At 68.2% G+C, this 21,436-nt stretch carries 13 protein-coding genes; 9 read left to right on the top strand and 4 right to left on the bottom strand.

The features are described 5' to 3' along the window. The first annotated feature begins 12 nt into the window (after positions 1–12). From SYV04_RS04120 to SYV04_RS04130, 3 genes are all read left to right on the top strand, one after another. Positions 13–1,749, top strand: coding sequence for a hypothetical protein (locus tag SYV04_RS04120; RefSeq protein ID WP_321544258.1), 1,737 nt, complete (start codon positions 13–15; stop codon positions 1,747–1,749). 43 nt (positions 1,750–1,792) lie between these two features. Beyond that, positions 1,793–2,881 (top strand): serine/threonine protein kinase, encoded by a 1,089-nt coding sequence (locus tag SYV04_RS04125; RefSeq protein ID WP_321544259.1) that lies wholly within the window; start codon positions 1,793–1,795, stop codon positions 2,879–2,881. Positions 2,882–2,964: 83 nt separating this feature from the next. Next, positions 2,965–4,278 carry a flavin monoamine oxidase family protein gene (locus SYV04_RS04130; protein ID WP_321544260.1) on the top strand — a complete coding sequence of 438 codons (1,314 nt, stop codon included), beginning with the start codon at positions 2,965–2,967 and terminating at the stop codon, positions 4,276–4,278. A gap of 70 nt (positions 4,279–4,348) precedes the next feature. Here SYV04_RS04130 and SYV04_RS04135 read toward each other — a convergent pair whose 3' ends face one another. Then, positions 4,349–8,164 (bottom strand): Ig-like domain-containing protein, encoded by a 3,816-nt coding sequence (locus SYV04_RS04135; protein WP_321544261.1) that lies wholly within the window; start codon positions 8,162–8,164, stop codon positions 4,349–4,351. A 77-nt stretch (positions 8,165–8,241) separates the two neighbouring features. Next, on the bottom strand, positions 8,242–10,083 hold the full coding sequence (locus tag SYV04_RS04140; protein ID WP_321544262.1) for an OmpA family protein: 1,842 nt from the start codon (positions 10,081–10,083) through the stop codon (positions 8,242–8,244). Positions 10,084–10,370: 287 nt separating this feature from the next. On the opposite strand from SYV04_RS04140, the gene SYV04_RS04145 reads away from it, so the two are divergent. Then, positions 10,371–11,213 carry a hypothetical protein gene (locus SYV04_RS04145; protein WP_321544263.1) on the top strand — a complete coding sequence of 281 codons (843 nt, stop codon included), beginning with the start codon at positions 10,371–10,373 and terminating at the stop codon, positions 11,211–11,213. Positions 11,214–11,228: 15 nt separating this feature from the next. On the opposite strand, the gene SYV04_RS04150 is transcribed toward SYV04_RS04145, so the two are convergent. Next, entirely contained in the window at positions 11,229–12,686 is a 1,458-nt protein-coding gene (locus SYV04_RS04150) for an LVIVD repeat-containing protein (RefSeq protein WP_321544264.1), read from the bottom strand. A 185-nt stretch (positions 12,687–12,871) separates the two neighbouring features. Between SYV04_RS04150 and SYV04_RS04155 the strand changes: the two genes are divergently transcribed. Continuing rightward, positions 12,872–16,330 carry a tolB protein precursor protein gene (locus SYV04_RS04155; protein ID WP_321544265.1) on the top strand — a complete coding sequence of 1,153 codons (3,459 nt, stop codon included), beginning with the start codon at positions 12,872–12,874 and terminating at the stop codon, positions 16,328–16,330. Between the two features lie 16 nt (positions 16,331–16,346). On the opposite strand, the gene SYV04_RS04160 is transcribed toward SYV04_RS04155, so the two are convergent. After that, positions 16,347–16,820 carry a hypothetical protein gene (locus SYV04_RS04160; RefSeq protein ID WP_321544266.1) on the bottom strand — a complete coding sequence of 158 codons (474 nt, stop codon included), beginning with the start codon at positions 16,818–16,820 and terminating at the stop codon, positions 16,347–16,349. Positions 16,821–17,116: 296 nt separating this feature from the next. On the opposite strand from SYV04_RS04160, the gene SYV04_RS04165 reads away from it, so the two are divergent. From SYV04_RS04165 to SYV04_RS04180, 4 genes are all read left to right on the top strand, one after another. Then, positions 17,117–18,901: a CotH kinase family protein gene (locus SYV04_RS04165; protein WP_321544267.1), complete on the top strand. Its 1,785-nt coding sequence runs from the start codon at positions 17,117–17,119 to the stop codon at positions 18,899–18,901. A 17-nt stretch (positions 18,902–18,918) separates the two neighbouring features. Beyond that, positions 18,919–19,356, top strand: coding sequence for a DUF1801 domain-containing protein (locus SYV04_RS04170; protein WP_321544268.1), 438 nt, complete (start codon positions 18,919–18,921; stop codon positions 19,354–19,356). An 85-nt stretch (positions 19,357–19,441) separates the two neighbouring features. Beyond that, entirely contained in the window at positions 19,442–19,855 is a 414-nt protein-coding gene (locus SYV04_RS04175; protein ID WP_321544269.1) for a hypothetical protein, read from the top strand. 262 nt (positions 19,856–20,117) lie between these two features. Next, on the top strand, positions 20,118–21,296 hold the full coding sequence (locus SYV04_RS04180; RefSeq protein WP_321544270.1) for a PPC domain-containing protein: 1,179 nt from the start codon (positions 20,118–20,120) through the stop codon (positions 21,294–21,296). Positions 21,297–21,436 lie beyond the last annotated feature (140 nt).

Consider the following 21,436-nt stretch of genomic DNA (forward strand, 5'->3'; position numbering starts at 1 on the left):
GCCGGCTCGAACGTGAGCACTGAAACCGCAAATGCCGACCTGAGCCTGCTGGTCCTGCCACCCCATCGGGACGCCACCCTCGCACCGGAGGTGCCCCCGGGCTGGCGGCTGGTGGATATCGGGCACGACTTCCTCCGCCGCATCTCCGCGCCAGAGGCCATTGCCCAAGCGGTCGAGGAGCGCGCGACGAGCCCCGTGACGGCGCAGACGATGCGGGAGCTGATCCTGCTTCGCACCGCGCAGACGCTCCTGGAGCGGAGCAAAGCGGACGGACTCGCGCACCTGACAGCGCTCGACGCCGTGCTGAAGGCCCTGTCGGGGCCTCCCTCCGGAGTCCGGCTCCAGCTCGACACCCTGGAACTCGAGAGCGGCACCACGGAGCGGAGCACGGACGTTCTCCGAGTCGCCGGACGTCCCGTCCCCTATCTGGAAGAGCTGGCCCTGGCCACCGAGCGCATCGCCCAGGCGAAGCGCGTGCGCCTGTGGCTGGTGGGGCCCTCGCAGCTGCCGGCCGCGGTGTGGCTTGCTCGGGCCTGTCCCCCCACGGTGGCCCTGGAGCTGGCCGGTCCTTACGCGGTGGCCCACCGGAAAGTCCTTGGACGGCTCTCCGTGTTTCAGCCGGCCACGTTCCCCGAGGACGATGCGCCCCTGCGCTGGCGGGTGGTTCCGCCGGGGACAGCGCCAGGACCGGAGTCCCTCGTCTGGATCCCCGCCTGGCTGGGCCTGCAAGTGACCTCGCCACCCGACGAGCGCTGGGATGGCATCGATTGGATGCAGCTCGAACGCCCCTACCCTCGCAGCGCCCCTGGACGCCCCGGAGGACACAGCCTCGGCAGCGCCTTGGCGGCGGACATCCGGAAGTTCACCGGGGGGGCCCCGTGGGCCGGGCACGTCCGTTTCCCCTCGCTGTACGAAGTGGATGCCCTGGTGGAGAGCGGGTGCCGTCTGGCGGTGGTGGGCTTCTGCTTCATCCGCCACAACGGGTTGCTGGATCTGGACGGAGCCCAATGGCCCTGGAACCCACTGCGCGATGCGATGCGGCGCTTGCGCGAGGCGGGCGTACGGGTCGTCGCCGAGTGGTGGGTTGGCGCTCCACGCATCGGAGAAGCCGAGTTGGAGGCGACGCTGCGAGCGCTGGAGGCCGAGCCTCTCTTCGATTGGGTCGCGGGGGCGCATGCCTTCCATGCGGGGGCGGGACGCACACACGGAGACACTGGGGGTTGGCACCTGAAGTGGGGCGATCCCCCCGCGGACTTCGACCTCGCCCTGAGCCGGCGCTTCGATGCCCCTGGCACGGTGCCCCCCACGAGGCTCCCCGACGTTCTCCGCTCCCTTCAGCGTCGGCTCCTGCGCCAACAGCCCCTGAGCCCGGGACGTGTCGCGGGCGCCTACCTCCACGTGCCGCCAGCACGGGCGCCCATGCCTCGGCCTCCTCCTACAGAGGAGGTCCAAGCAGAGGGGGTGCTCCCAGCGCCTCCCCGTCCTGCCTGGGTCCGCTTGGATCCGGACTCCGTGCTCGTGCAACTTCCGGCGTCGCTCGAGGGAGCCGCAGTGGCCACCTGGTACGTGACGAACCTGCGCACGGGGAGGATGCTCGCGGTCGATGCGCGGCTGGCGCCGGGGCTTGCTGACCTGCGTGAACCCACTCGGGTGGAGGTGGCCTTTGCCGGGCTGCCAGCGGCCGAGCGCGACGCGTGGCTCGAGAATCTGGTGGGCGAGTACCTGGAGAGCGACACTCTCCCTCCGTAATGCCCCAGCGCCCTGGCTCACGCAGGGGCCGCGGAGGACCGGGATGATTGTCGTTGGCGATGTCAGTGGGAGTTCTTCGCAGGAGGTCGCCGAAGCTCTGGCAACGCGCATTGGCTACCCAGACGGCGCGCCACACCTGAAGGAGGCACTCGATGCGCTGGCACCGGGTGGAAACGGCAACGTGGGGCTGGGCGACCTTGCCCGGAAGGTGCAGGAGCTCCACGTCCCCACCGCGCTGAAGTTCGCCAAGAGCCAGTTCTACAAGGAGCAGCAAGCCAAGAAGAGCGTTGCTCCGCTCGTACAGCAACCCTCCGTGGTGTCCATTCCCGTCGTGGTCCCCGCTTCCAACCCCGGCGACATCGCCTTGAAGAAGCTGGGCCTCACCTGCATCCGGTTACTCGGCAAGGGTGGATTCGGGCAGGTCTATCTGGGCGAAGACGTGTCGAAGAATCGCTACGCGGTCAAACTGGCTGAAAGCCCCCAGGAAGCAAAGGCCGAATATGAGGTGATGCGGGCGCTCAGTCATCCGGGCATCCCCAAAGTGCGCCGTCAGTTCGAAGCCTCGCTGGTCATGGACTTCATCGTCGGAAAAGAGGTCAAGAGCCTCATTCCAACGAGCGTCGGCCTTGCCTGCGAGGTGGGGGTCGCGGTGGCGAACATCCTGCTCTACATGCACAAGGCAGAATATGTCCACGGCGACATCAAACCCGCCAACGTCATGATCGACCAGAAGGGCAAATACCTCCTCATCGACTACGGCGAGGCAAAGAAACTCGCTGGGGACACGCAAGCACGCCAGGAGTTGATCGCCAAAGACGTTCGCATGCTGGGCAACCTGATCAGGCGCTGCCTCCTCGGCAACAACGTGGGCCACACCGTTCCCTGGCCCAAACGCATTTCCTCCAACCTCCGCACGGTGATCGATCAAGCCCGGAAGGAGAACACACAAACCACGCTGCAGTGGTTCATCGTCACTCTCTCCCAGTACGCCCGGGAGGGGATGGAGCACGAAGGGGTGGTGGAAGAGTTCGAGGCGCTTTACGGAAGCGCCTCGGGCATCGACGATGACGAGATTGCCGACAAGGTCAGGAGGCGGCTGAATCCCACCAAGCCCCCGTCCTACATCGCGTAGGCCTTGCGGGGACGAATGTCTCGCGCGCGACGCCCTCCTGAATTCGGGATGGCCTGGCGGCGCGCTCCGGCACAGGAAGAGTCATGGACCGCCGTTCCGATGTCATCGTCCTGGGCGCGGGCGCCGCTGGGCTCGCCGCCGCGGACCGCCTCACCCGTGCCGGCCTGCGCGTCACCGTCCTCGAGGCGCGAGACCGCGTGGGCGGCCGCGTCCACACCGTCGCGGATCCGCTCACCGGCACACCGCTGGAGCTGGGCGCGGAGTTCCTCCACGGAAAGCCACCGCTGCTCCGCAAGCTCACCCACCGCGAGAAGCTCACGGTGCGCCCGTGCAATGACCGCCACGTGTTCTTCTGGCGCGGGCAACTGCACGAGTGGAGCGAGGACTTCGAGAGCACCCAAGCCCTGGCCGAGGCGGAGCCTCCGGACCGCCCCGTAGGAGAGCTGCTGCGTGAGCTCGCCCAAACCGAGCGGTGGCCTCCCGCCAAGGTCGCCCTCGCCCGCTCCTATGTGGAGGGCTTCTATGCGGCGTCCGCCGATACAGCCAGCGCGGTGGCCATCGCCCAGATGGAGCAGGCCGCCGAGGCGCTCGGAGGCATCACCCCCTCTCGGGTCCTGGAGGGCTATGGCCGGGTGCTCGAGCCTCTGGCCGAAAAGCTCCTGAAGCGCCCAGGGACGCTCTGGCTCAACGCCGTGGCCGAGGAGATCCAATGGTCCCGAGGGCATGTGCGTGTCCGAGCGCGCAACCGCGAGGGCACACCCCTGGGCCTCTTCGACGCCAGGCGGGCCATCATCACCCTGCCCGTGGGCGTGCTGCGCGCCCGTCCTCCGCAACGGGGCGCCGTGCGCTTCACGCCACGCCTTCCGGCGAAGGAGCGCGCCTGGAGCCGCCTGGAGATGGGGCCGTTGATGAAGGTACTCCTGCGCTTCCGCTCCGACTTCTGGCGAGAGCTGCCGGCAACCCGCCGCTATGGCTTCTTCCATGCCCCGGCCCTGCCCATCCCCACCTGGTGGACGCTGGAGCCCCATCGCTCCCGGCACCTCGTGGGCTGGGTCGGCGGCCCGGGAGCCCTGGAGCTCTCGCGACTGCCGGAGCAGCAGGTCCTCCTCAAGGCGCTGAAGACGCTCGCTCGCATCTTCAACCTCCCGCTCCTGTCCATGCGCGCGGAGTTGGAGAGCTGGCGCGTCGTCAACTGGCAGAAAGAGCCCTTCACGCTGGGCGGCTACTGCGTCATCCCCTCGGGCGCCTTGGACGCCCTGGAGGAGATTGCCACGCCCGTCCAGGGCACCCTCTTCTTCGCCGGAGAGGCCACGAACACCGACGGCGAGGAGGGCACCGTCCACGGTGCCATGGAGACTGGCCTGCGCGCGGCCCGCCAGGTGCTCGAGCACCGCTGAGCTGCCAACACTGCCGGAACTACCGCCCGAGCCCCTGGTCTCACGTGGCCAGGGGCTCGGGCGCATTGCTTTAGCGGCGCGACCGGCGGCGGATGGCCGCCACCACCATCATCGCCAGCCAGGCGGCCGGGAACGGCGCGGCGCTGCACCCGCCACCGCCGAACGAGCGCTCGGACCCAGAGCCCCCGCCCTCCGTCACCGTCCACTTGTGCTCGGCCGGCGTGGGGTCCACGTTGCCCGCGGCGTCGATCGCCCGGACCCTCAGGGTGTGCTCGCCCACCCCGACCGTGTACGAGTCCTCGCACGGACCGAAGGCCCCGCCGTCCAGGCTGCACTCGTAGCGGACGCCCGGCTCGTTCGAGGAGAACTCGAACTCCGCCTCCCTGCTGGTGGTGGAGGCAGGAGGACCGCGGGTGATGGTTGTCTCCGGCGGCACGGTGTCGATCGTGATGGACACCGCGTTGGAGGGCGGGCTCGTGTTGCCCGCGCCATCGGTCTCCGTGGCCGTGATGGTGTGCGGCCCATCCGGCAGCGGCTGGCTCGGCTCGCAGCTCCAGTTCCCGCTCGCATCAGCCACCGCCGTGCAAACCGGCGTCGTCCCACCGTCGACGTACACGTTCACCGTGGAACCTGGCGTCGCCGTACCGGTGATGGGCGGCGTGTTGTCGCCCACCACCTGGCCCGAGGTCGGACCCGTGATGACGGGCGCCGGCGGCAGGTTGGGCACCGAGGTGTCCACCGTGAAGGGGACCGTGTTGGAGGGCGGGCTCGTGTTGCCCGCCGGGTCGGTCGCGGTCGCGGTGACCGTGTGCGGTCCGTCCGGCAGCGCCGTGGTGGGCTCGCAGCTCCAGTTCCCGCTCGCATCGGCCACCGCCGTGCAGGCAGGAGTCGTGCTCCCGTCGATGTACACCGTCACCGTGGCGCCCGGCTCCGCGGTACCCGTGATGGTCGGGGTGTTGTCCCCCACCACCTGGCCCGAGGTCGGCCCCGTGATGACCGGCGCGGTAGGCGCCTCCGTGTCGATCGTGAACGGCACCGTGTTGGAGGGCGGGCTGGTGTTGCCCAGGCCATCGGTGGCGGTCGCCGTCACCGTGTGCGGGCCCTGGGACAGCGGCGTGCCCACGTCACAGCTCCACACGCCGCTGGCATTGGCCACCGCCGTGCACGCAGGCGTCGTGCTCCCGTCGATGTACACGTTCACCGTGTTGCCAGGCGTCGCCGTGCCAGTGATGGTCGGCGTGGTGTCCGTCAGCACCTGGTTCGGCGTCGGGCCCGTGATGACCGGCGTGGAGGGCAGCGAGGTGTCGATGGTGAAGGGAACCGCGCTGGTCGGCGGGCTCGTGTTGCCCGCGCCGTCCGTGGCGGTCGCCGTCACCGTGTGCGGGCCCTCGGGCAGCGGCGTGCCCACGTCGCAGCTCCACACGCCGCTGGAGTTGGCCACCGCCGTACAGGCAGGCGTCGTGCTCCCATCGATGTACACCGTCACCGTGGAGCCGGGCTCCGCAGTCCCCGTGATGGTCGGCGTGTTGTCCGTCAGCACTTGGTTCGGCGTCGGGCCCGTGATGGTGGGCGCCGTGGGCGCCTGGGTATCAATGGTGAAGGGAACCGTGTTGGACTGAGGGCTGGTATTGCCCGCCGTGTCCGTGGCGGTCGCCGTCACCGTGTGCGGGCCCTCGGCCAGCGCCGAGCCCACATCGCAGCTCCACACACCACTGGAGTTGGCCACCGCCGTACAGGCCGGCGTCGTGCTCCCGTCGATGTACACCGTCACCGTGGCACCAGCCTCCGCCGTGCCGGTGATGGTCGGCGTGGTGTCCGTCAGCACCTGGTTCGGCGTCGGGCCCGTGATGACGGGCGCCGCGGGCGCCTGGGTATCAATGCTGAAGGGGACCGTGTTGGAGGGCGGGCTGGTGTTGCCCCCCGCGTCCGTGGCGGTCGCCGTCACCGTGTGCGGGCCCTGGGCGAGCGCCGTGCCCACGTCACAGCTCCACACACCGCTGGCGTTGGTCACCGCCGTACAAGCCGGAGTCGTGCTCCCGTCGATGTACACCGTCACCGTGGAGCCAATCTCCGCCGTACCGGTGATGGTCGGCGTGGTGTCCGTCAGCACCTGGTTCGGCGTCGGACCCGTGATAACAGGCGCCGCGGGCGCGGAGATGTCGATCGTGAACGGCACCGGGCTGGTCGGCGGGCTCGTGTTGCCCAGATCATCCGTGGCGGTCGCCGTGACCGTGTGCGGACCCTCGGGCAACGGCGTGCCCACGTCACAGCTCCACACGCCGCTGGCGTTGGCCACCGCCGTGCAGGCCGGCGTCGTGCTCCCGTCGATGTACACCGTCACCGTGGAGCCGGGCTCCGCCGTGCCGGTGATGGTCGGCGTGGTGTCCGTCAGCACCTGGCCCGGAGTCGGACCCGTGATGGTGGGCGAGGGGGGCGCCGCGGTGTCAATGGTGAAGGGGACCGTGTTGGACTGCTGGCTGGTGTTGCCCGCCGTGTCCGTGGCGGTCGCCGTCACCGTGTGCGGGCCCTCGGGCAGCGCCGTGCCCACGTCACAGCTCCACACGCCGCTGGCATTGGTCACCGCCGTACAAGCCGGCGTCGTGCTCCCGTCGATGTACACCGTCACCGTGGAGCCAATCTCCGCCGTGCCGGTGATGGTCGGCGTGGTGTCCGTCAGCACCTGGTTCGGCGTCGGACCCGTGATGACGGGCGCCGCAGGAGGCACCGAGTCCAAGGTGAACGTCACGGGAGCAGAGGTCGCCGAGTTGCCCACGATGGTCGAGGTGGCCACGGCCGTGTGCGTCCCCTCGGACAGGCCCGGAGCGGGGCACGTGAACTGGCCCGACGCATCGGCCGTCACCGTACACAGAGGCGTGGTGCTTCCATCCAGGAAGACCTGCACGGAGGCGCCAGGGACGGCGGTACCACCGATCGTGGCTCCCGGACCGGTCGAGGTAGGAGTGCTCGTGATCACCGGCGTCTGCTGGCAGACCGAGATCGCATCCAGCCGGACGTTCACGGCGTTATCGCTGTTGTTGACCGACGGGCAGTCCACGTCGATGAGCGCCAGGGACACGCTGCCGGACACCGCGTCGAAATCCCGGAACAGGGTGAAGCCCAGATTGATCGCATCATTCCGGTTGTCGAAGCCCAGGAGTGGAGGGTTGAACCCGATGGAGAACGCCTGGCCGCCGTCGTTGTTGGTGTAGTTGATGCCGATGATGCCGGGGTACCAGTTGGCACCGCTCGAGTAGCTGACCGCACCCGAGACGTAGCGCACCCGGTAGCGGGCCGGCGTGCTCAGGGAGGGCTGCACCGCGCCCGGGGGCAGCGGGGGCGTCGGGAGGTTCTCGACCTGGGTGCAGTTCGCGATGCCGCGCCGGGTGAAGAAGGCGCTCACGGGAGGAGTCTGGCAGGTGGCGCCGGGCTCCACGGTACACGTCGCGGAGCAGCCATCGCCCGCGTTCGTGTTGCCGTCGTCACACGCCTCGGTCGAGGCCTTGATGCCATCGCCGCACGCCACCGCGCACACCGACGGATAACCGGTGCAGCCATAGCCCGGCTCGATGGTGCAGCTGGCGCTGCAGCCATCTCCGGCGGTGGTGTTGCCATCGTCGCAAAGCTCGGCATCGACGAGCTGGCCATCGCCGCAGACCGTGTTGCAGACGGACGGCGCGCCGCTGCAGACATACCCGACCTCGATAGCGCAGGTGGGGCTGCAGCCATCGCCCTGGACGGTGTTGCCGTCATCGCAGGTCTCTCCCGGGTCGAAGATGCCGTCGCCGCACACGGCGATCAGCAACTGGGACTCGGAGGAAGAGACCGGCTCCTGGATGTTCGTCCCGCAGCCAGCGGCGAGCAGGAGGAACAGCGCGAGCGCTGTCACGGGGTGGGCCCCACGTGAGGCCTGTCGGGTCGTTTTCAAGGAACAATCTAGGGGTAAACGAGTGCTCATGGTCGGTCTCACTTCTGAATGTTTTCGGGGTTGGGCGTGCCCTGGACGGGCTGCGCGTCCTCGGGGGCACCGGCGATCTTGAACTCCACGCGGCGATTCTTCGAACGGCCTCGCTCCGTGACGTTGTCGGCGATGGGCTGCGTCTGCCCGAAGCCCTTGGGCTCCAGCCGCTCGCGTGCCACACCCCGGCTCACGAGGTACTTCACCACCGCCTCCGCGCGGCGCTGCGACAGATCGAGGTTGGCCGCCTCGTTGCCCTTGTTGTCGGTGTGCCCCTCGACGCGCACCTTCTCGATCTCGGGGTGCGACTTGAGGATGGACGCCACGTTGTCGAGCAGCTTGTGGCTGCGGCGCTGGATGATGTCCTTGCCCGTGTCGAAGTACACGGAGTCCATGATGCGGATGCGACCCGTGGTGATCTCCGCCAGCTGCTTCTCCTTGCAGCCGTTGTTCTTCACCGTGCCTGCCTCGTCCGGGCAGTTGTCGAGCCGGTCGACGATGGTGTCGCTGTCACGGTCCTTGTCGGGGCAGCCACGGTTCTCCGCGGGGCCGACCTCGTTCGGACAGGCGTCGGCCTGGTCGGCCACCCCGTCCTTGTCGTTGTCACGGTCCGGGCAGCCATCCGCGTCCTCGAAGCCGTCCTTGTCCTCCGCCTCGCGGGGGCAGCGGTCCTTCGAGTCGGAGATGCCGTCGCCGTCCGAGTCCGGATCATCCGGGCAGCCGTCGTCGTCCTGGAAGTTGTTGACGTTCTCCGCCTCGGAGGGGCAGCGGTCGGCCAGGTTGAGCAGGCCGTCCCCGTCGTCATCCTTGTCCGGACAGCCCTTCAGCTCGGCGAGCCCGGGCTGCGTGGGACATGCGTCGGCCGCGTTCTTCACCCCATCCCCATCCGCGTCGAGCTCGGGGCACACCTCCGGAGGCGCCGAAGAGCCCTCGACGCAGAGGTTCTTGGCCGCATCGGACCCGAACGCCACGCCCGCCAGCACGCGGAAGCTCGGCGTACCGGGCGTCCTGCCAAAGCCCGGGCCACCCAGCGCGTACAGCTCCACCGGGCCCACCGGGTAGCGCAGACCCAGCAGCACCTCCATGGAGGCGGGAGAACTGGCCAGCGGGAGCGTGCCACGCACCACCAGCTCCTCCCGCAGGCCCTCGCCGATGCTGGAGATGTTGAGGCCGCCGTTCAGCTCGGTGCCCAGCTCGTCTTTGGGATCCGTCACGCCCGGCGAGAGCGCATACGTCTCCGTGCGAACCAGCGCACCGACGTCCGCGCCCACGCGCCAGGAGTCGCTCAGCCGCTTGCCGAGCCCCAGGCGCGGCATGAAGACGATGTTCTTGTCCCGCGTGAGCGCCTCGCTGCTGCCCAGCGGCAGCCCCACCCCGAGGTGGACACCCAGGTCCAGCGCGCTCCCACCCTCCTCGGAGAGGAGCTTGGCGCGACCCTGGATCCATGGGGTGCCCAGCGCCGCCGACGACGGCTTGGTCAGCCCGATGGAGGACAGGTCGTTGGCCCACTGCAACACCACGGGCACCTGCGCGCCCAGCTCGAGCCAGTCCAGCAGGGCGTAGGCGCCGCTCAGGTGGAGCGTGGCCCGGTCCTTGACGACGACCTGGACCTCCTCATCCCCCTCGAAGAGGGCGAGCGGCTTGTGCTCCCAGTGCGCGGTGACGCCGAGGCGATAACGCCCTTGCTCGAGCAGATCGCCTGTCGATAGGACGAGGCTGTCTCGTGCGCCGGGGTTGAGTTGCAGCTTCTCGAGTTCGAAGCCCGGGATGCGCTGATCCTGAGCCAGCGCCGTTGTGGCCAGGAGCGCGAATGCTCCTCCTAGCCATCGTGAAAGATGTCGTGAAGACAAAGTTCCCTCTCCAATGTCGTGGGAGCCAAGGAATGCCCCGGCGCCAAAGGAGCACGACTGCACATCTCACGCCAGAAAGAGACACTGGAGCGTCCTAGAGGGAACCCCATTGTTTGAAAGCGCTTGCATGTTTTGTCGACAGGCCCACTGACATGTCAGAGAGCGTCACTGACATGTCAGCGGAACGTTTCCGTGTCATCGCTTGCCCCGCCTGGAGGCCAAGGGGGGAGACGATCGGGAGCGCGCCCCGGTGGCGTGGCGTCCGGGAGTGAACAGCTTTCTGGGCGATGACTCCTTGGCTCACGCTCTCCCTTGGTTTGTGGCTCGGGCAGTCGCCCGGGGTCACCCCTTCCCTGCCCCCTGACGCCGACACCCAGGATCCCGCCGCCCTCGAGCTGCGCGATGCCTGGCAGCGTGCCCTCGACGAAGCGGAGGCCACCGACGAAGGCCAGGCCCAAGCGGCCGATGGCGTCCAGATGCCGGTGCTGGAGCTCGGGACGCCCGACTCTCCCCTCTCCGTCCCGGTTTCGGACGGGGCGGCCGTGAGCGGAGCCGCGCAACCGGAACAACCCGGAATCGGTGGGGCCGGTTCGGACACTGGCCAGGAGGAGACAGCCACCCCCGCCGCTCCCAGCCCTTCGGGCGACATGCGCGGCGAAATGGAGCGGCTGCGCACCCAGGTCCAGTCGCTGCGGACGCAGCTCGAGGCCCAGCAGGCGGAGTCCGCCGCCCGTACGGGGCTCCTCCAGGAGCAGTTCTCCGGCATGCAGGAGCGTGCCCAGGAGCAGGAGCGGCTGCGCACCCAACGCCTGGATCGGCTGGAAGACGCCGGAATCTGGCTGCTCGCCGCCGATCAAGCCCTCGCGGTGGGAGAGCTGGACGTGGGCGACGCGCTGGATGCGGCGGACACGGCGCTAGCGGAGGTGCTCCAGAACGCCACCGAGGCCGGTCAGGGGCAGACCGTGCAGCTCATCGAGAGCGCCCGGTCCCGTATTGCCTACGCACTGGAGGCCGCGGGCCGCCGGGACTCCTACTTCGCCCGTGGCGCCCTCTACGAGGCCCACCTGGAACTGCGAGCGGCCCGCCGCCACGCCCTGGACCGGCAGGACACCGCCGTCCTGCCCCCGTGACGGACGGCGGCGCGCTCAGGGCTGCTCGCGCAGGATGACCAGGCCGCGAGACGTCTCCGCGACATAGAGGTACCCGTCCCCCGGGGCCTCCACGTCACTGGCGCCCTCGAAGAACGAGTTGCCGCGGCGGCCGTCCGACTCCCGCCACGTGTTGTAGTAGCCCAGCGGCTCGAGCGTGTCGGCCTCGGTCACGTTGAGGACGCGCAGGCCATCCTGGTAGTGCGCCACGTAGAGCTTCGTGCCCACCAGCGCCATGCTGCTCGGGGCGACCTCCGAGCGCAGCTTGAACTCCCCACCCTTGGTGATGAGCTCCGGCGAGCTCACGTTCAGCACCTTGAGGTGGGCGCCCCACCCCTCTCCCGCCTCGAAGGCGAGCGTGCGGAAGCCGAAGGTCCCCACCAGGGCCGTGCGCGTATCAGCCCCCGTGTACGCGTAGCGGCCCAGCAGCTTCGGCTGCCGGGGGTCAGCCACGTTGGACACCGCCAGCCCGTAGAAGCCATGGCTCACGTACAGCCGGCCACCGCTCACCGCCACGTCCCACGGCAGGTCCCCCAGCGACGGATCCGTCTCCTCGACGAAGTAGCGCTTGGCCACCACCGGCTCGCGCGGCTTGGTGAGGTCGAGGATCAGCACCTCGGCGTTGGGCGAGGGAGAGGCGGCGTAGAGGAAGTCTCCATCGATCGCCAGCGCGCGCACGTCCACGCCCGGCGTCGGATATCCCTTGGGAGAGACCGGATCCTTCGGATTCGTCAGATCGAACACCAGCACCCCGCGCTTGGAGCTGGCGACATACAGCGTCTGGTTCTTCACCCAGACCTGGTGCCAGGCGTCGTTGTCGGTGGGGTTGAGCTCGAGCGCCTTCGCCAGGGTGGGCGCCTGGGGGTTCGAGATGTCGAAGATGTAGAGCCCCGCTTCCCGCGCCGCGACGTAGGCGTACCCACCCGCCAAGAAGATGTCCCGGGCGCTGCCGTTGGGCAGGGCGAGCTCCGAGACGAGCTCGACGCCGGAGGCCTCGGCCTCCCCTTCCCGGCGCAGCACGCGCTTGGCCTCGAAGGTGCCCTCCAGGTCCTTCTTGCCGCTGGTGCAGCGACGGAAGGTGCCCTGTACCTGCGTCGGCGCCGACGCGCGGCAGCCAGCAAAGAGGTAGCGCACGGTCCGGGGGACCTGCTCGACCGTCTGCACCTCACTGGTCAGCAGGAAGACGTCCGACTCGACGCGCTTGTCGCTCATGGGCAGGCCGGCGATCTGCGGCTCCCCCGAGAAGCGGATGACTGCCGGGGCCGTGTCGCCCTCCGCGAAGGTGAGGTTCATGTTCCAGATGCCGTCGGCCTGGAGGGAGCCCAGGGTGGACGTGTCGCACTGGGTCAGGTCCAGATCCTCGTAATCACATTCGGCGGCGGGGGGCTCTTCGGTCTTCCCGCACCCCGTCACGAGCAGCAGGACTCCGGTGAACAATGCAAGGAGGCGAGTCATGGCCTCTGCATATCGGGCACCAAGGCAGGACGAAAGCCCTACCGAAGGGGTGGCCGCAAGGGGGCTGGTCCGTACAGAGATGAGCAAAAGTCCACGTAACACTTGTGCCCGCCCCTCCCGAGAGCGAGCCTCCATCACTACGTACGCTCCGTCGCCCGTCCCCCGAGACCCCCCGAGGTCGTACCGTGAATCGTCGCCCCGCCATCGCCGCCGCACTCCTGCTGCTGTTGCCAGGGGCCGCGTTGGCACAGGTGTTCGTCATTCCTCGCCGCGCCGAGAAGAGCGCCGTCAACACCTTCGATTTCGAGTGGCGCCACGTGGACATCCTCGTGGGCCCCGCCGCCCAGGGCGAAGCCAAGCCTCGGGACGGGACCGACCTGATGCCGCCCGGTGTTCCCGGAGGCCCGATCCCCTCGGCGCCCACCACGCCCCCGAACATCGGCGGCCCGCAGACTCCAGGCTCCGAGCCGCCCCAGGAGACGAAGGAGCTCACCTCCGAGCCTCCCGGCAACGGGGTGGAGGCAACGGAGGTGGCCATCGCGGACGGCGGCATGGGCTCGCCGGATGGAGGCGTGGTGGCCTCGGACATGCCCCCGGTGCCCCTGCCCCCCTTGGTGGCGGCCCTGGGCGCTGACGGCGGCACGGGCTCAGCGGACGCGGGGCCGAAGTACGCCACCTCGCTGGGCGCGGCCACCGGCGGCGTGCGCTTCTACTTCTACGAGCGCGAGCGCCTGGTGGCCGAGCGCGCCGCTCCCGTCATCGAGGACGCGTACCGCTACCTGGTGGATCAGTTCCACTACGTGCCCACGCAGACGTTCCCTTACATCCTCTACAACAGCTACCAGGAGTTCCTGCAGACCAACGTCTTCTTCGTGCAGGAGGGCACGCTGGGTGTCACCAGCACCGAGGACCTGAAGCTCTCGCTGCCGTACCTGGGAGACCACAAGCTCTTCGAGGAGATCAGCACCCACGAGCTGGCCCACCAGTTCACCATCCAGAAGGTCCGCACCCTGGCGGAGAACAAGAAGTCGTTCGGGGATCCGCTGGGCAGCATCCCGCTGTGGTTCATCGAGGGCCTGGCCGAGTTCTACGCCAAGCGCGGGTTGGACCCGGAGGCGGAGATGCTGGTGCGGGACCTGATGGTGAACCCGGACCTGATGCGCGGCTATGCCTACCTGGACTTCTTCTCCCCCGGGCCCTACGGCTACCTGTGGATCTACAAGATGGGCCAGGCGCGCGTGGCCTTCATGGAGGAGGCGTACGGCGCGGGCTTCACCCAGCGGGTGCTGGAGGAGTCCACCCGGCTGGTGGGCGGCAGCAAGGACGCGCCGTCGCTGAAGTTCGAGGAGCTGCTGGAGCGCCTCACCGGGGAGGAGCCGAAGAAGATCTCCGCCCGCTTCGAGAACTGGATCAAGCGGCGCGCCTTCAAGGACTACCTGGCCGCGGAGCAGTCCGGGCCGGTGATGGAGCTGCTGGAGGAGCGCACCGGCATCACCACCGCGATGAACAGCTCGCCGGACGGGAAGGTCATCCTCTACCGCACCATCATGCCGGACACGGGCGAGAGCCGACTGTATCTGGTGGATCCGGAGGTGCCCGACAGCGCGCTGAAGGTCGCCAACGACGGGGAGCCGGGCACCGAATCGCTGCATCCGATCTTCGGGCGCAACTTCGCGCTGGCCAAGGACAAGCTGGCGTACGTGGCCGAGTCGAACGCACGAGACGTCATCTACGTGCAGGGCTACACACGCACCGCCGAGCAACGCGAGGAGCAGGGGCTGGTGCGCCGCAACGCCGTGCGTACCGGCCACCAGAAGCGGACGGTCTTCGCGGTGGACCTGGATCTGGGAGACCGCACCGCGTACCGGGTGGGCCAACACGCACTGCTGGGAGTGCCCGCGGTGGCCTTCTCCCCGGATGGGCAGTGGCTGGCCTTCATCGGCATCAACGACGCGGGCATCCGCGACGTGTACGCGCTGGCGCTGAAGGACGGTGAGGACGCCAAGCCGGTCAAGCTCACCGACGACATCTTCGCCGAGCGGCAGCTCACCTGGGGCCCCAGCGGCATCGTCTTCACCTCGGATGCGACCTCCCACCGCCACTTCAACCTCTTCCGCGTGAAGCCTGAAGCGCCTGGCGTCGTGGAGCGCCTCACCACGGGCGAGCGCGACGAGGCGGACCCGCTGGCCCTGGAGGATGGCCGCATCTTCTTCGTGGCCTACAACCAGAGCAGCTCGGAGCTGCACGAGCTGATGGCGGACGGCTCCGTTACGCGACGCACGGACGTCACCACGGGCGTCTTCGAGCCGGGTCCCGGGCCCGAGGGAGGGCTGTGGATGCTGCTCCACCAGTCCGGCGAGCGGCGGCCCGCGATGCTGCGCCCGCCGAAGATGCTGAGCCTGGCCACGGAGGCCTCTCCCCCGGCCGCGCCTCCCTCGCCGTTGGCGCTGCGACCGCTGACCGACTCCGAGGACTACCGGCCCTTTGCCCGACAGAACATCGAGGTGGGTCCCATCTTCGGCCTGGCCGGCGCGGGCAGCGGAGGCTTCTTCGGCCAGGTCTTCGCCATGGCGAGCGACAAGATGCGCGACCATGCCATGGTGCTCAACCTGGCGGTCTACGGCTCGTTCGAGCTGAGTGACGGCGTGCTGCTCTACGTCAACCAGGAGCATCGCTCGACATGGGGCACGGGCCTCTTCCAGTCGCTGCGCTTCCGGATCGACGACTCATTCCTGAGCGAGGGGGTCACCTTCTTCTCCGGTGAGCGCTACTTCGGCGCGGTGGGCAGCCTGCGCTACCCGTTCAACAGCTTCGTCTACCTGCAGGGAGACCTGACGCTCGGCGGCGCCTCGTACTTCCTCGGCTCGGACACGGCCTTCCGCCTGAACAACCCCTCGTTCAACAACGCGGGCAGGGACCTGTATACGCCCTGGATCGACGCCAACGACGACGTGCGCTTCCAGGCGGAGCTCACCGGGCAGCTGGGCTACAACGACATCCGCTACCACTACGCCACCGGCCCGCTCTCCGGCAGCTCGGCGCTGCTGGAGGCCACCGTGGGCACCCAGCCCTTCAACGACGAGGCCTACACCAACCTGCGGCTGGACCTCGAGCGCTACTTCCCCATCTACGGACGCGCCAACATCTTCGTTCGCGCCGCGGGCGGCACCGCGTTCGGCGGCCGGTACGCGCGCTCCTACTTCCTGTCCAGCTTCGACACGCTGCGCGGGGTGAACTTCGGCGACGAGGACTGGCTGCTCGGCCGCAACTTCGTCTACTCGACGATCGAGCTGCAGGTGCCGCTCAATGACCTCATCCGCGTGGCCTTCCTCAGCGACCTGGAGGCCATCGCCGGCGTGGACGCGGGCGGCGTGGGCAACACGGCCGATCGCCTGTGGGCCCGCAGGACCCTGGACCTGGTAGCGGGCTTCAACATCGCGCTCGGACCGTTGCTCATGCGGCTGCACTTCGCCCGACCGATGGACATCGGCAACCGGAACGGCAAACCGGATGACGGCTGGGTGACCAACTTCTCGATCGGGCTGGCGGGGCTCAATGGCTTCTTCGACCATCGCGGCGACCGGCCCGTACGGCCGCCGAGCCTCGGCTCCGGCTTCACAAGTGGGACGCGACCGGGGCTTTAACCACGCGGGAGCCGGCTCAGGACTGGGCGGCCACGAGCGCGGCGTTCGCGCGGGCCAGTGGCCCCCCGTCGTTCTTCGGGATGCGCTCGAAGTCCCCGCGCAGCGCCTTGAGGGCGAACTTCTCCAGGTCGATCTCCCGCCGTGAGCGCACGCCGCCCAGCACGCGCACCAGGCGGGACAGCGGCCCGAAGCCGAGCAGGCCATGCTGCAGCAGCAGCCCCGCGGCCACCCCTCCGAGCACTCGCCACCCTTTGCCGTCCCGGCGCGCCAGGGCCAGTCCGCCCACCGCCACCAGCGAGCCCACCACCGTCACCGCCCGGTTGATGTCCCACTCCCGCTCAAGCTTCACGAGGTAGCGGCTGATCTCCGCCCGGTCCTGCTGGGCCATATGGCGCACGCACCGCTCCACTCGCTCATCGATCCGCTTGTTCACTTCAGCCGGAACGTGCGAGCGCATCGCATCCGTCGACGTCTGGTTCCAGGACTCCATCCGCGCTCCTCGCTGTCTCAGGTGCCTCCCAAAGGTAGGAGCGCCACCAGGACAGCGCCTCACCCCCCCGCTCCCTCCCCCGCTGCCTCGGCCCCCTCATCGGGGGGCAGGCAGGCAAGCGGTGGGGAAAACCGTTTCGCAGGTCATGTCGTCCTCTTCCCCTGATACGGCCACCTCGCGGCACGTCCGGGAAGCGCCGCGCACGTGCCTGACCGACACCTTTGCCTCTCTTAGGCTCGGATAGAGGAGCGGACCTCTTGTACGGCAGGGCATACGCCTTGCTGAACGGTTGCTCGATGAAACTCTCGCGACTGTTCCTGTCCGCTTGCCTGCCCCTCCTGTTTGCTTGCCAGGTCGGGGGCACGGGCGATGGCCCTCCTCTGACTGGTGATACGCCTCTGGTGGAAAACGAGGGGCCACCGGCTCCTCCCGAGGCGCCCAAGCCCCCCGCGGGCCCACCGCCCGTGGTCGATCCGCCCCCGGTGCCAGAAACGCCGCCTCCTCCTCCACCGCCGCCGCCTCCTCCTCCACCGCCGCCCGTTCCGGAGCTCGAGCAGCCCTTCAAGCTGCCCCCGGTACAGGCGTCGGTGCAGGAATACGAGCTCCTCATTCCCCCCGAGGCGATGCGGAAGTTCGAGCAGGACGTGTGGACCGAGGAACAGGACGCCGTCTTCAAGGCCGGAGGCACCAGCTACAACGTGAAAGTGCGCCTGCGCGGGGCCTCGGCGCGTTACTTCCCCAAGCGGAGCTGGAACGTGAGCTTCCCCAAGGGGACCAAGTTCGAGGGGCGTACCTCCCTCAACCTCGTGGCGGAGTACGCCGACGCCTCGCTGCTGGCCGAAAAGCTCGCCTATGACGTGCTGGCCGCCATGCGCGTGCCCGCCCCACGCGCGAAGTTCGTCCGCATCCGGCTCAACGGCGTGTACCAGGGGCCGTTCCTCGACATCGAGCAGGTGAACAAGTCCTTCCTCGATGCGCACGACTTCGATGACGACGACGCAAGCATCTATCGCTGCGGTTGGAAGGACTCCGAGTTCAAGACGTGGAAGGTGCCCTACCAGGGCGACTGGGTGAAGAAGACGAACGAGAAGGAGCCGGACACCGAGCTCCACAAGGTCCTGGACATCATCAACCACACCCCCGAGCCCGAGTTCGCCGCCACCCTGGGGGAGCACCTGGAGGTGGAGTGGCTGCTGCGCTCGATGGTGATGGACGCGCTGATGGCCAACAACTACGTGGAGGACTCGGAGAGCTACTTCATCCACGACCGGGTGACGGGGCGCTGGGCCTACGTGCCGTGGGACCTCAACAACGTGGATGCGCGCTGGTGGCACACCATTCCGCTGCAAGGCGCGGAGCCGCTCGTCGACCACCCGCTCTTCCCCTTCACCATCACCGATGGGTGGACGCAGACGATGTACAACCGGCGCAAGAACGAGTACCCGGGCTACCTGCCGGTGTTCTCCAACCTGGGCACTCGCGTGGTGATGAACCCGGAGCTGCGCGAGCGACTGGAGGCCCGTCTCCACAAGGCGCTGGACGAGCTCTTCAGGCCGGAGGTGATGCACCCGCACATCGACGCGCTCCACGCGCTGGTGGATCCGCACATGAAGGGCGATCCGTTCATGAGCTACGAGAAGTTCCGGGCCGGCCGGACCTTCATGCGTGACTTCGTCACCCAGCGCCGCCAGTTCGTCCTCGCGGAGCTGAAGCGCTATGAGGCGCGCAAGCCGGGGCTCGTCATCGAGGAGTTCGACCCGCGCGCGGGCTTCATCGTCCTGGGCAACCGAGGCAATCAGCCCGTGTCCCTGGGCGGTAAGACGCTGACCACCAACCTGCGCGTGAGCCTGGCCTCACTGGTGGCGCAGCCCACGGGCGCCGTGCTCCCGAACGTGACGCTCGCGCCGAAACAGACCCTGCGCCTGATGGCGGCGGAGCTGGGCCTGAGGTTCCCGGAGAAGGGCGAGATTGGTGTGTTCGACGGGGTGGGCGTGGTGGGCGTCTTCGACCTGCTCTTCTACGGCCCCCTGCCGGCAGGACAGCGCTACGTTCGTGGCGAGCGGGAGTGGGAGGCCCGCTGACACCCTGGAGAACACGCATGCCCCCCAAGACGAAGCGCGCGCCCGCCAAGCCGACCCAGGGCTCGCAGACAGAGCCCGACGTCCCCACGTTCCTGCGCGCGCTGGATCATCCGATGAAGAAGGAGATCGAGGCGGTCCGGAAGATCATCCTCGGCATCAGTCCCGAGATCAGCGAAGGGATCAAATGGAACGCGCCGAGCTTCCGGACAACAGACCACTTCGCGACGTTCAACCTGCGCCCCCAGGACCGCGTCCGGCTCATCCTCCACACGGGCGCCAAGGTGAAGGACACCGCGAAGAAGGGGCTGAAGATCGAGGATCCCGAGGGCCTGCTCGAGTGGCTCGCCAAGGATCGCTGTCTCGTGACCTTGGGGGACAGCAAGGACGTCAAGGCCAAGCGAGCGGCCTTGGAGGCCATCGTGCGCCAGTGGATCGGCGTCATGACAGAACCATGACAAAGAGATGAAGGCCTCATGGCCATTCCCACTCGGCTCACGCTGTAGGTTGGTCACCATCGCTCCCAGCCCAGGTGAACCTCCCATGCGTGTCCTCACCTCCACCCTCCTCGTGGCCGCGGTTACGGAACTGTCCAAGGGCACCAAGCTGGTCCGGGCGAAGGATGTCATCGCCTGGTGTGACCGGAACCGGGTGGACTACCAGGGAGCAGGACCCAAGCATCAGGCGCTCTGGGACGCGGACCTCGAGGAGGCACGCGGACAGCGCCGGCTGCTGAAGTTCAAGAGCGGGGAGTGCAAGCAGTCTCGGGTGGGCTGGGCGCTCATCGCTCACGGCGCCAAAGCACGCGAAGCCGCGGCGCGCCTGAACTGGCGCGAGCAGCTCTGGGAGGGAGAGAAATGGGACTGGCTCGGGGGCTGCGCGCCTGTCCCAGAGCGCCGCCCTGGGACGAATACAGACTCCCTCTTCGAGGTCACCAGAGCCTTGCGTACCGGCTGACTGGAGCCGGCGTCCAATCCCTCTCAAAGACAATGTCCGCCGGCGCCCTGGGGCTCGCAAAGTGAAGTGAGCCTCATCCCCTCCCGGATGGGTCTTGTGAGTTGAGAAAACATAGACATTCGATGGGATGGAGAAGAGGCGATTTCCCTCGGCCCGCGAGTGCTACGAATTGTCAGACCGATGCATCAGGGTGCTGTCTCGCCGCGACGAAAAGCTCAGCGGCGGACGGAGCACGCAGCTCCGACACTCTTGGAGATCAGCATTGAACCCTACGTTTGCGAAGACAGTGATGATGTCGTGCCTGACGGCCCTCGTGGCCTGTGGTCCCGAGATGGCCGGCGATGAGGAAGTGGTCCTGGAGTCCGCGGAGCCAGGACAGGAGTTCCAGGTGGCCCAGGAACCGCTGAACGAAGTGGAGCTGAGCGCCGCGGACTGTAGCTCCACCTATACGCTCTCCAACAACTCGTCGCGGACCGGGCTCGGAGTGGCGGATCAGGGTTGGTCCTGCATCTACACGATGGCCGTGCCCGCGGGAGCCACGAACCTGAAGTTCGAGACCACCGGCGGGACGGGTGACGCGGACCTGTATGTGAAGTTCGGCTCCACACCGACGAGCAGCGAGCATGACTGCAAGTCGGCGGGCGGCACCAGCGTCGAGACCTGCAGCCCCACCACCGTGCAGACCGGCACCTACTATGTGCGGCTCTACGGCTACACCGCATCTTCGGGCATCACCCTGAAGGGCTCGTACACCCCTGGCTCCCCGCCCCCGGCGAGCTGCACCACCACCTACAGCCTCTCCAATGGCGTGACGAGGACTGGCGTCACCACGGTGGCCGGCTATTGGTCCTGCATCTACACGCTGTCCGTGCCCACGGGGGCCACGGACCTGAAGTTCGAGACCACTGGAGGGACGGGTGATGCGGACCTGTATGTGAAGTTCGGCACCACACCGACGGAGAGCTCGCATGACTGCAAGTCCGCGGGCGGCACCAGCGCCGAGACCTGCACCATCGCCGCCCCGGTGACGGGTACCTACTACGTGCGGATGTATGGCTACGGCTCTTCGACGGGCATCAGCCTGAGGGGCTCGTACACCCCTAACTCTTCCCCGACGAGCTGCAACGTCACCGATACGCTCTCCAATGGCACTCCCAAGACCGGGGTCAGCGCGGCGTCTCAGGCCTGGAGCTGCATCTACAAGCTGACCGTGCCCGCCGGGATGTCGAGCGTGACGTTCCAGACCACCGGCGGAACGGGTGACGCGGACCTGTATGTGCGCTCCGGCTACACGCCGACCGAGGCCATGCATGACTGCAAGTCCGCGGGCAATACCAACACCGAGGTCTGCACCATCTACTCTCCGGCGGCGGGCACCTACTACGTGCGGCTCTACGGCTACGCCGCGGCGTCGGGGATTACCCTGACGGGCCGATACTGAGCCGAACTCTCGGGTTGTAAATCAATAGCCGCGCAGGTTGGCCGGGACCGGAGGCCGCTGGGATTCCAGCGGCCTCCGGTTCCGATGGAAGCGCGAGCCAAGGGCCGCCTCCAGCAACCGACCACCCTCTCCATTGGCAG

Source organism: Hyalangium ruber (assembly GCF_034259325.1).
Taxonomy (GTDB): domain Bacteria; phylum Myxococcota; class Myxococcia; order Myxococcales; family Myxococcaceae; genus Hyalangium_A; species Hyalangium_A rubrum.

What these genes read in the sequence shown, in the direction of transcription:
- SYV04_RS04125 (WP_321544259.1), top strand. Translation starts at nt 1,793, where the DNA reads ATGATTGTCGTTGGCGATGTCAGTGGGAGTTCTTCGCAGGAGGTCGCC.
- SYV04_RS04130 (WP_321544260.1), top strand. Translation starts at nt 2,965, where the DNA reads ATGGACCGCCGTTCCGATGTCATCGTCCTGGGCGCGGGCGCCGCTGGG.
- SYV04_RS04145 (WP_321544263.1), top strand. Translation starts at nt 10,371, where the DNA reads ATGACTCCTTGGCTCACGCTCTCCCTTGGTTTGTGGCTCGGGCAGTCG.
- SYV04_RS04150 (WP_321544264.1), bottom strand. Translation starts at nt 12,686, where the DNA reads ATGACTCGCCTCCTTGCATTGTTCACCGGAGTCCTGCTGCTCGTGACG.
- SYV04_RS04160 (WP_321544266.1), bottom strand. Translation starts at nt 16,820, where the DNA reads ATGGAGTCCTGGAACCAGACGTCGACGGATGCGATGCGCTCGCACGTT.
- SYV04_RS04165 (WP_321544267.1), top strand. Translation starts at nt 17,117, where the DNA reads ATGAAACTCTCGCGACTGTTCCTGTCCGCTTGCCTGCCCCTCCTGTTT.
- SYV04_RS04170 (WP_321544268.1), top strand. Translation starts at nt 18,919, where the DNA reads ATGCCCCCCAAGACGAAGCGCGCGCCCGCCAAGCCGACCCAGGGCTCG.
- SYV04_RS04175 (WP_321544269.1), top strand. Translation starts at nt 19,442, where the DNA reads ATGCGTGTCCTCACCTCCACCCTCCTCGTGGCCGCGGTTACGGAACTG.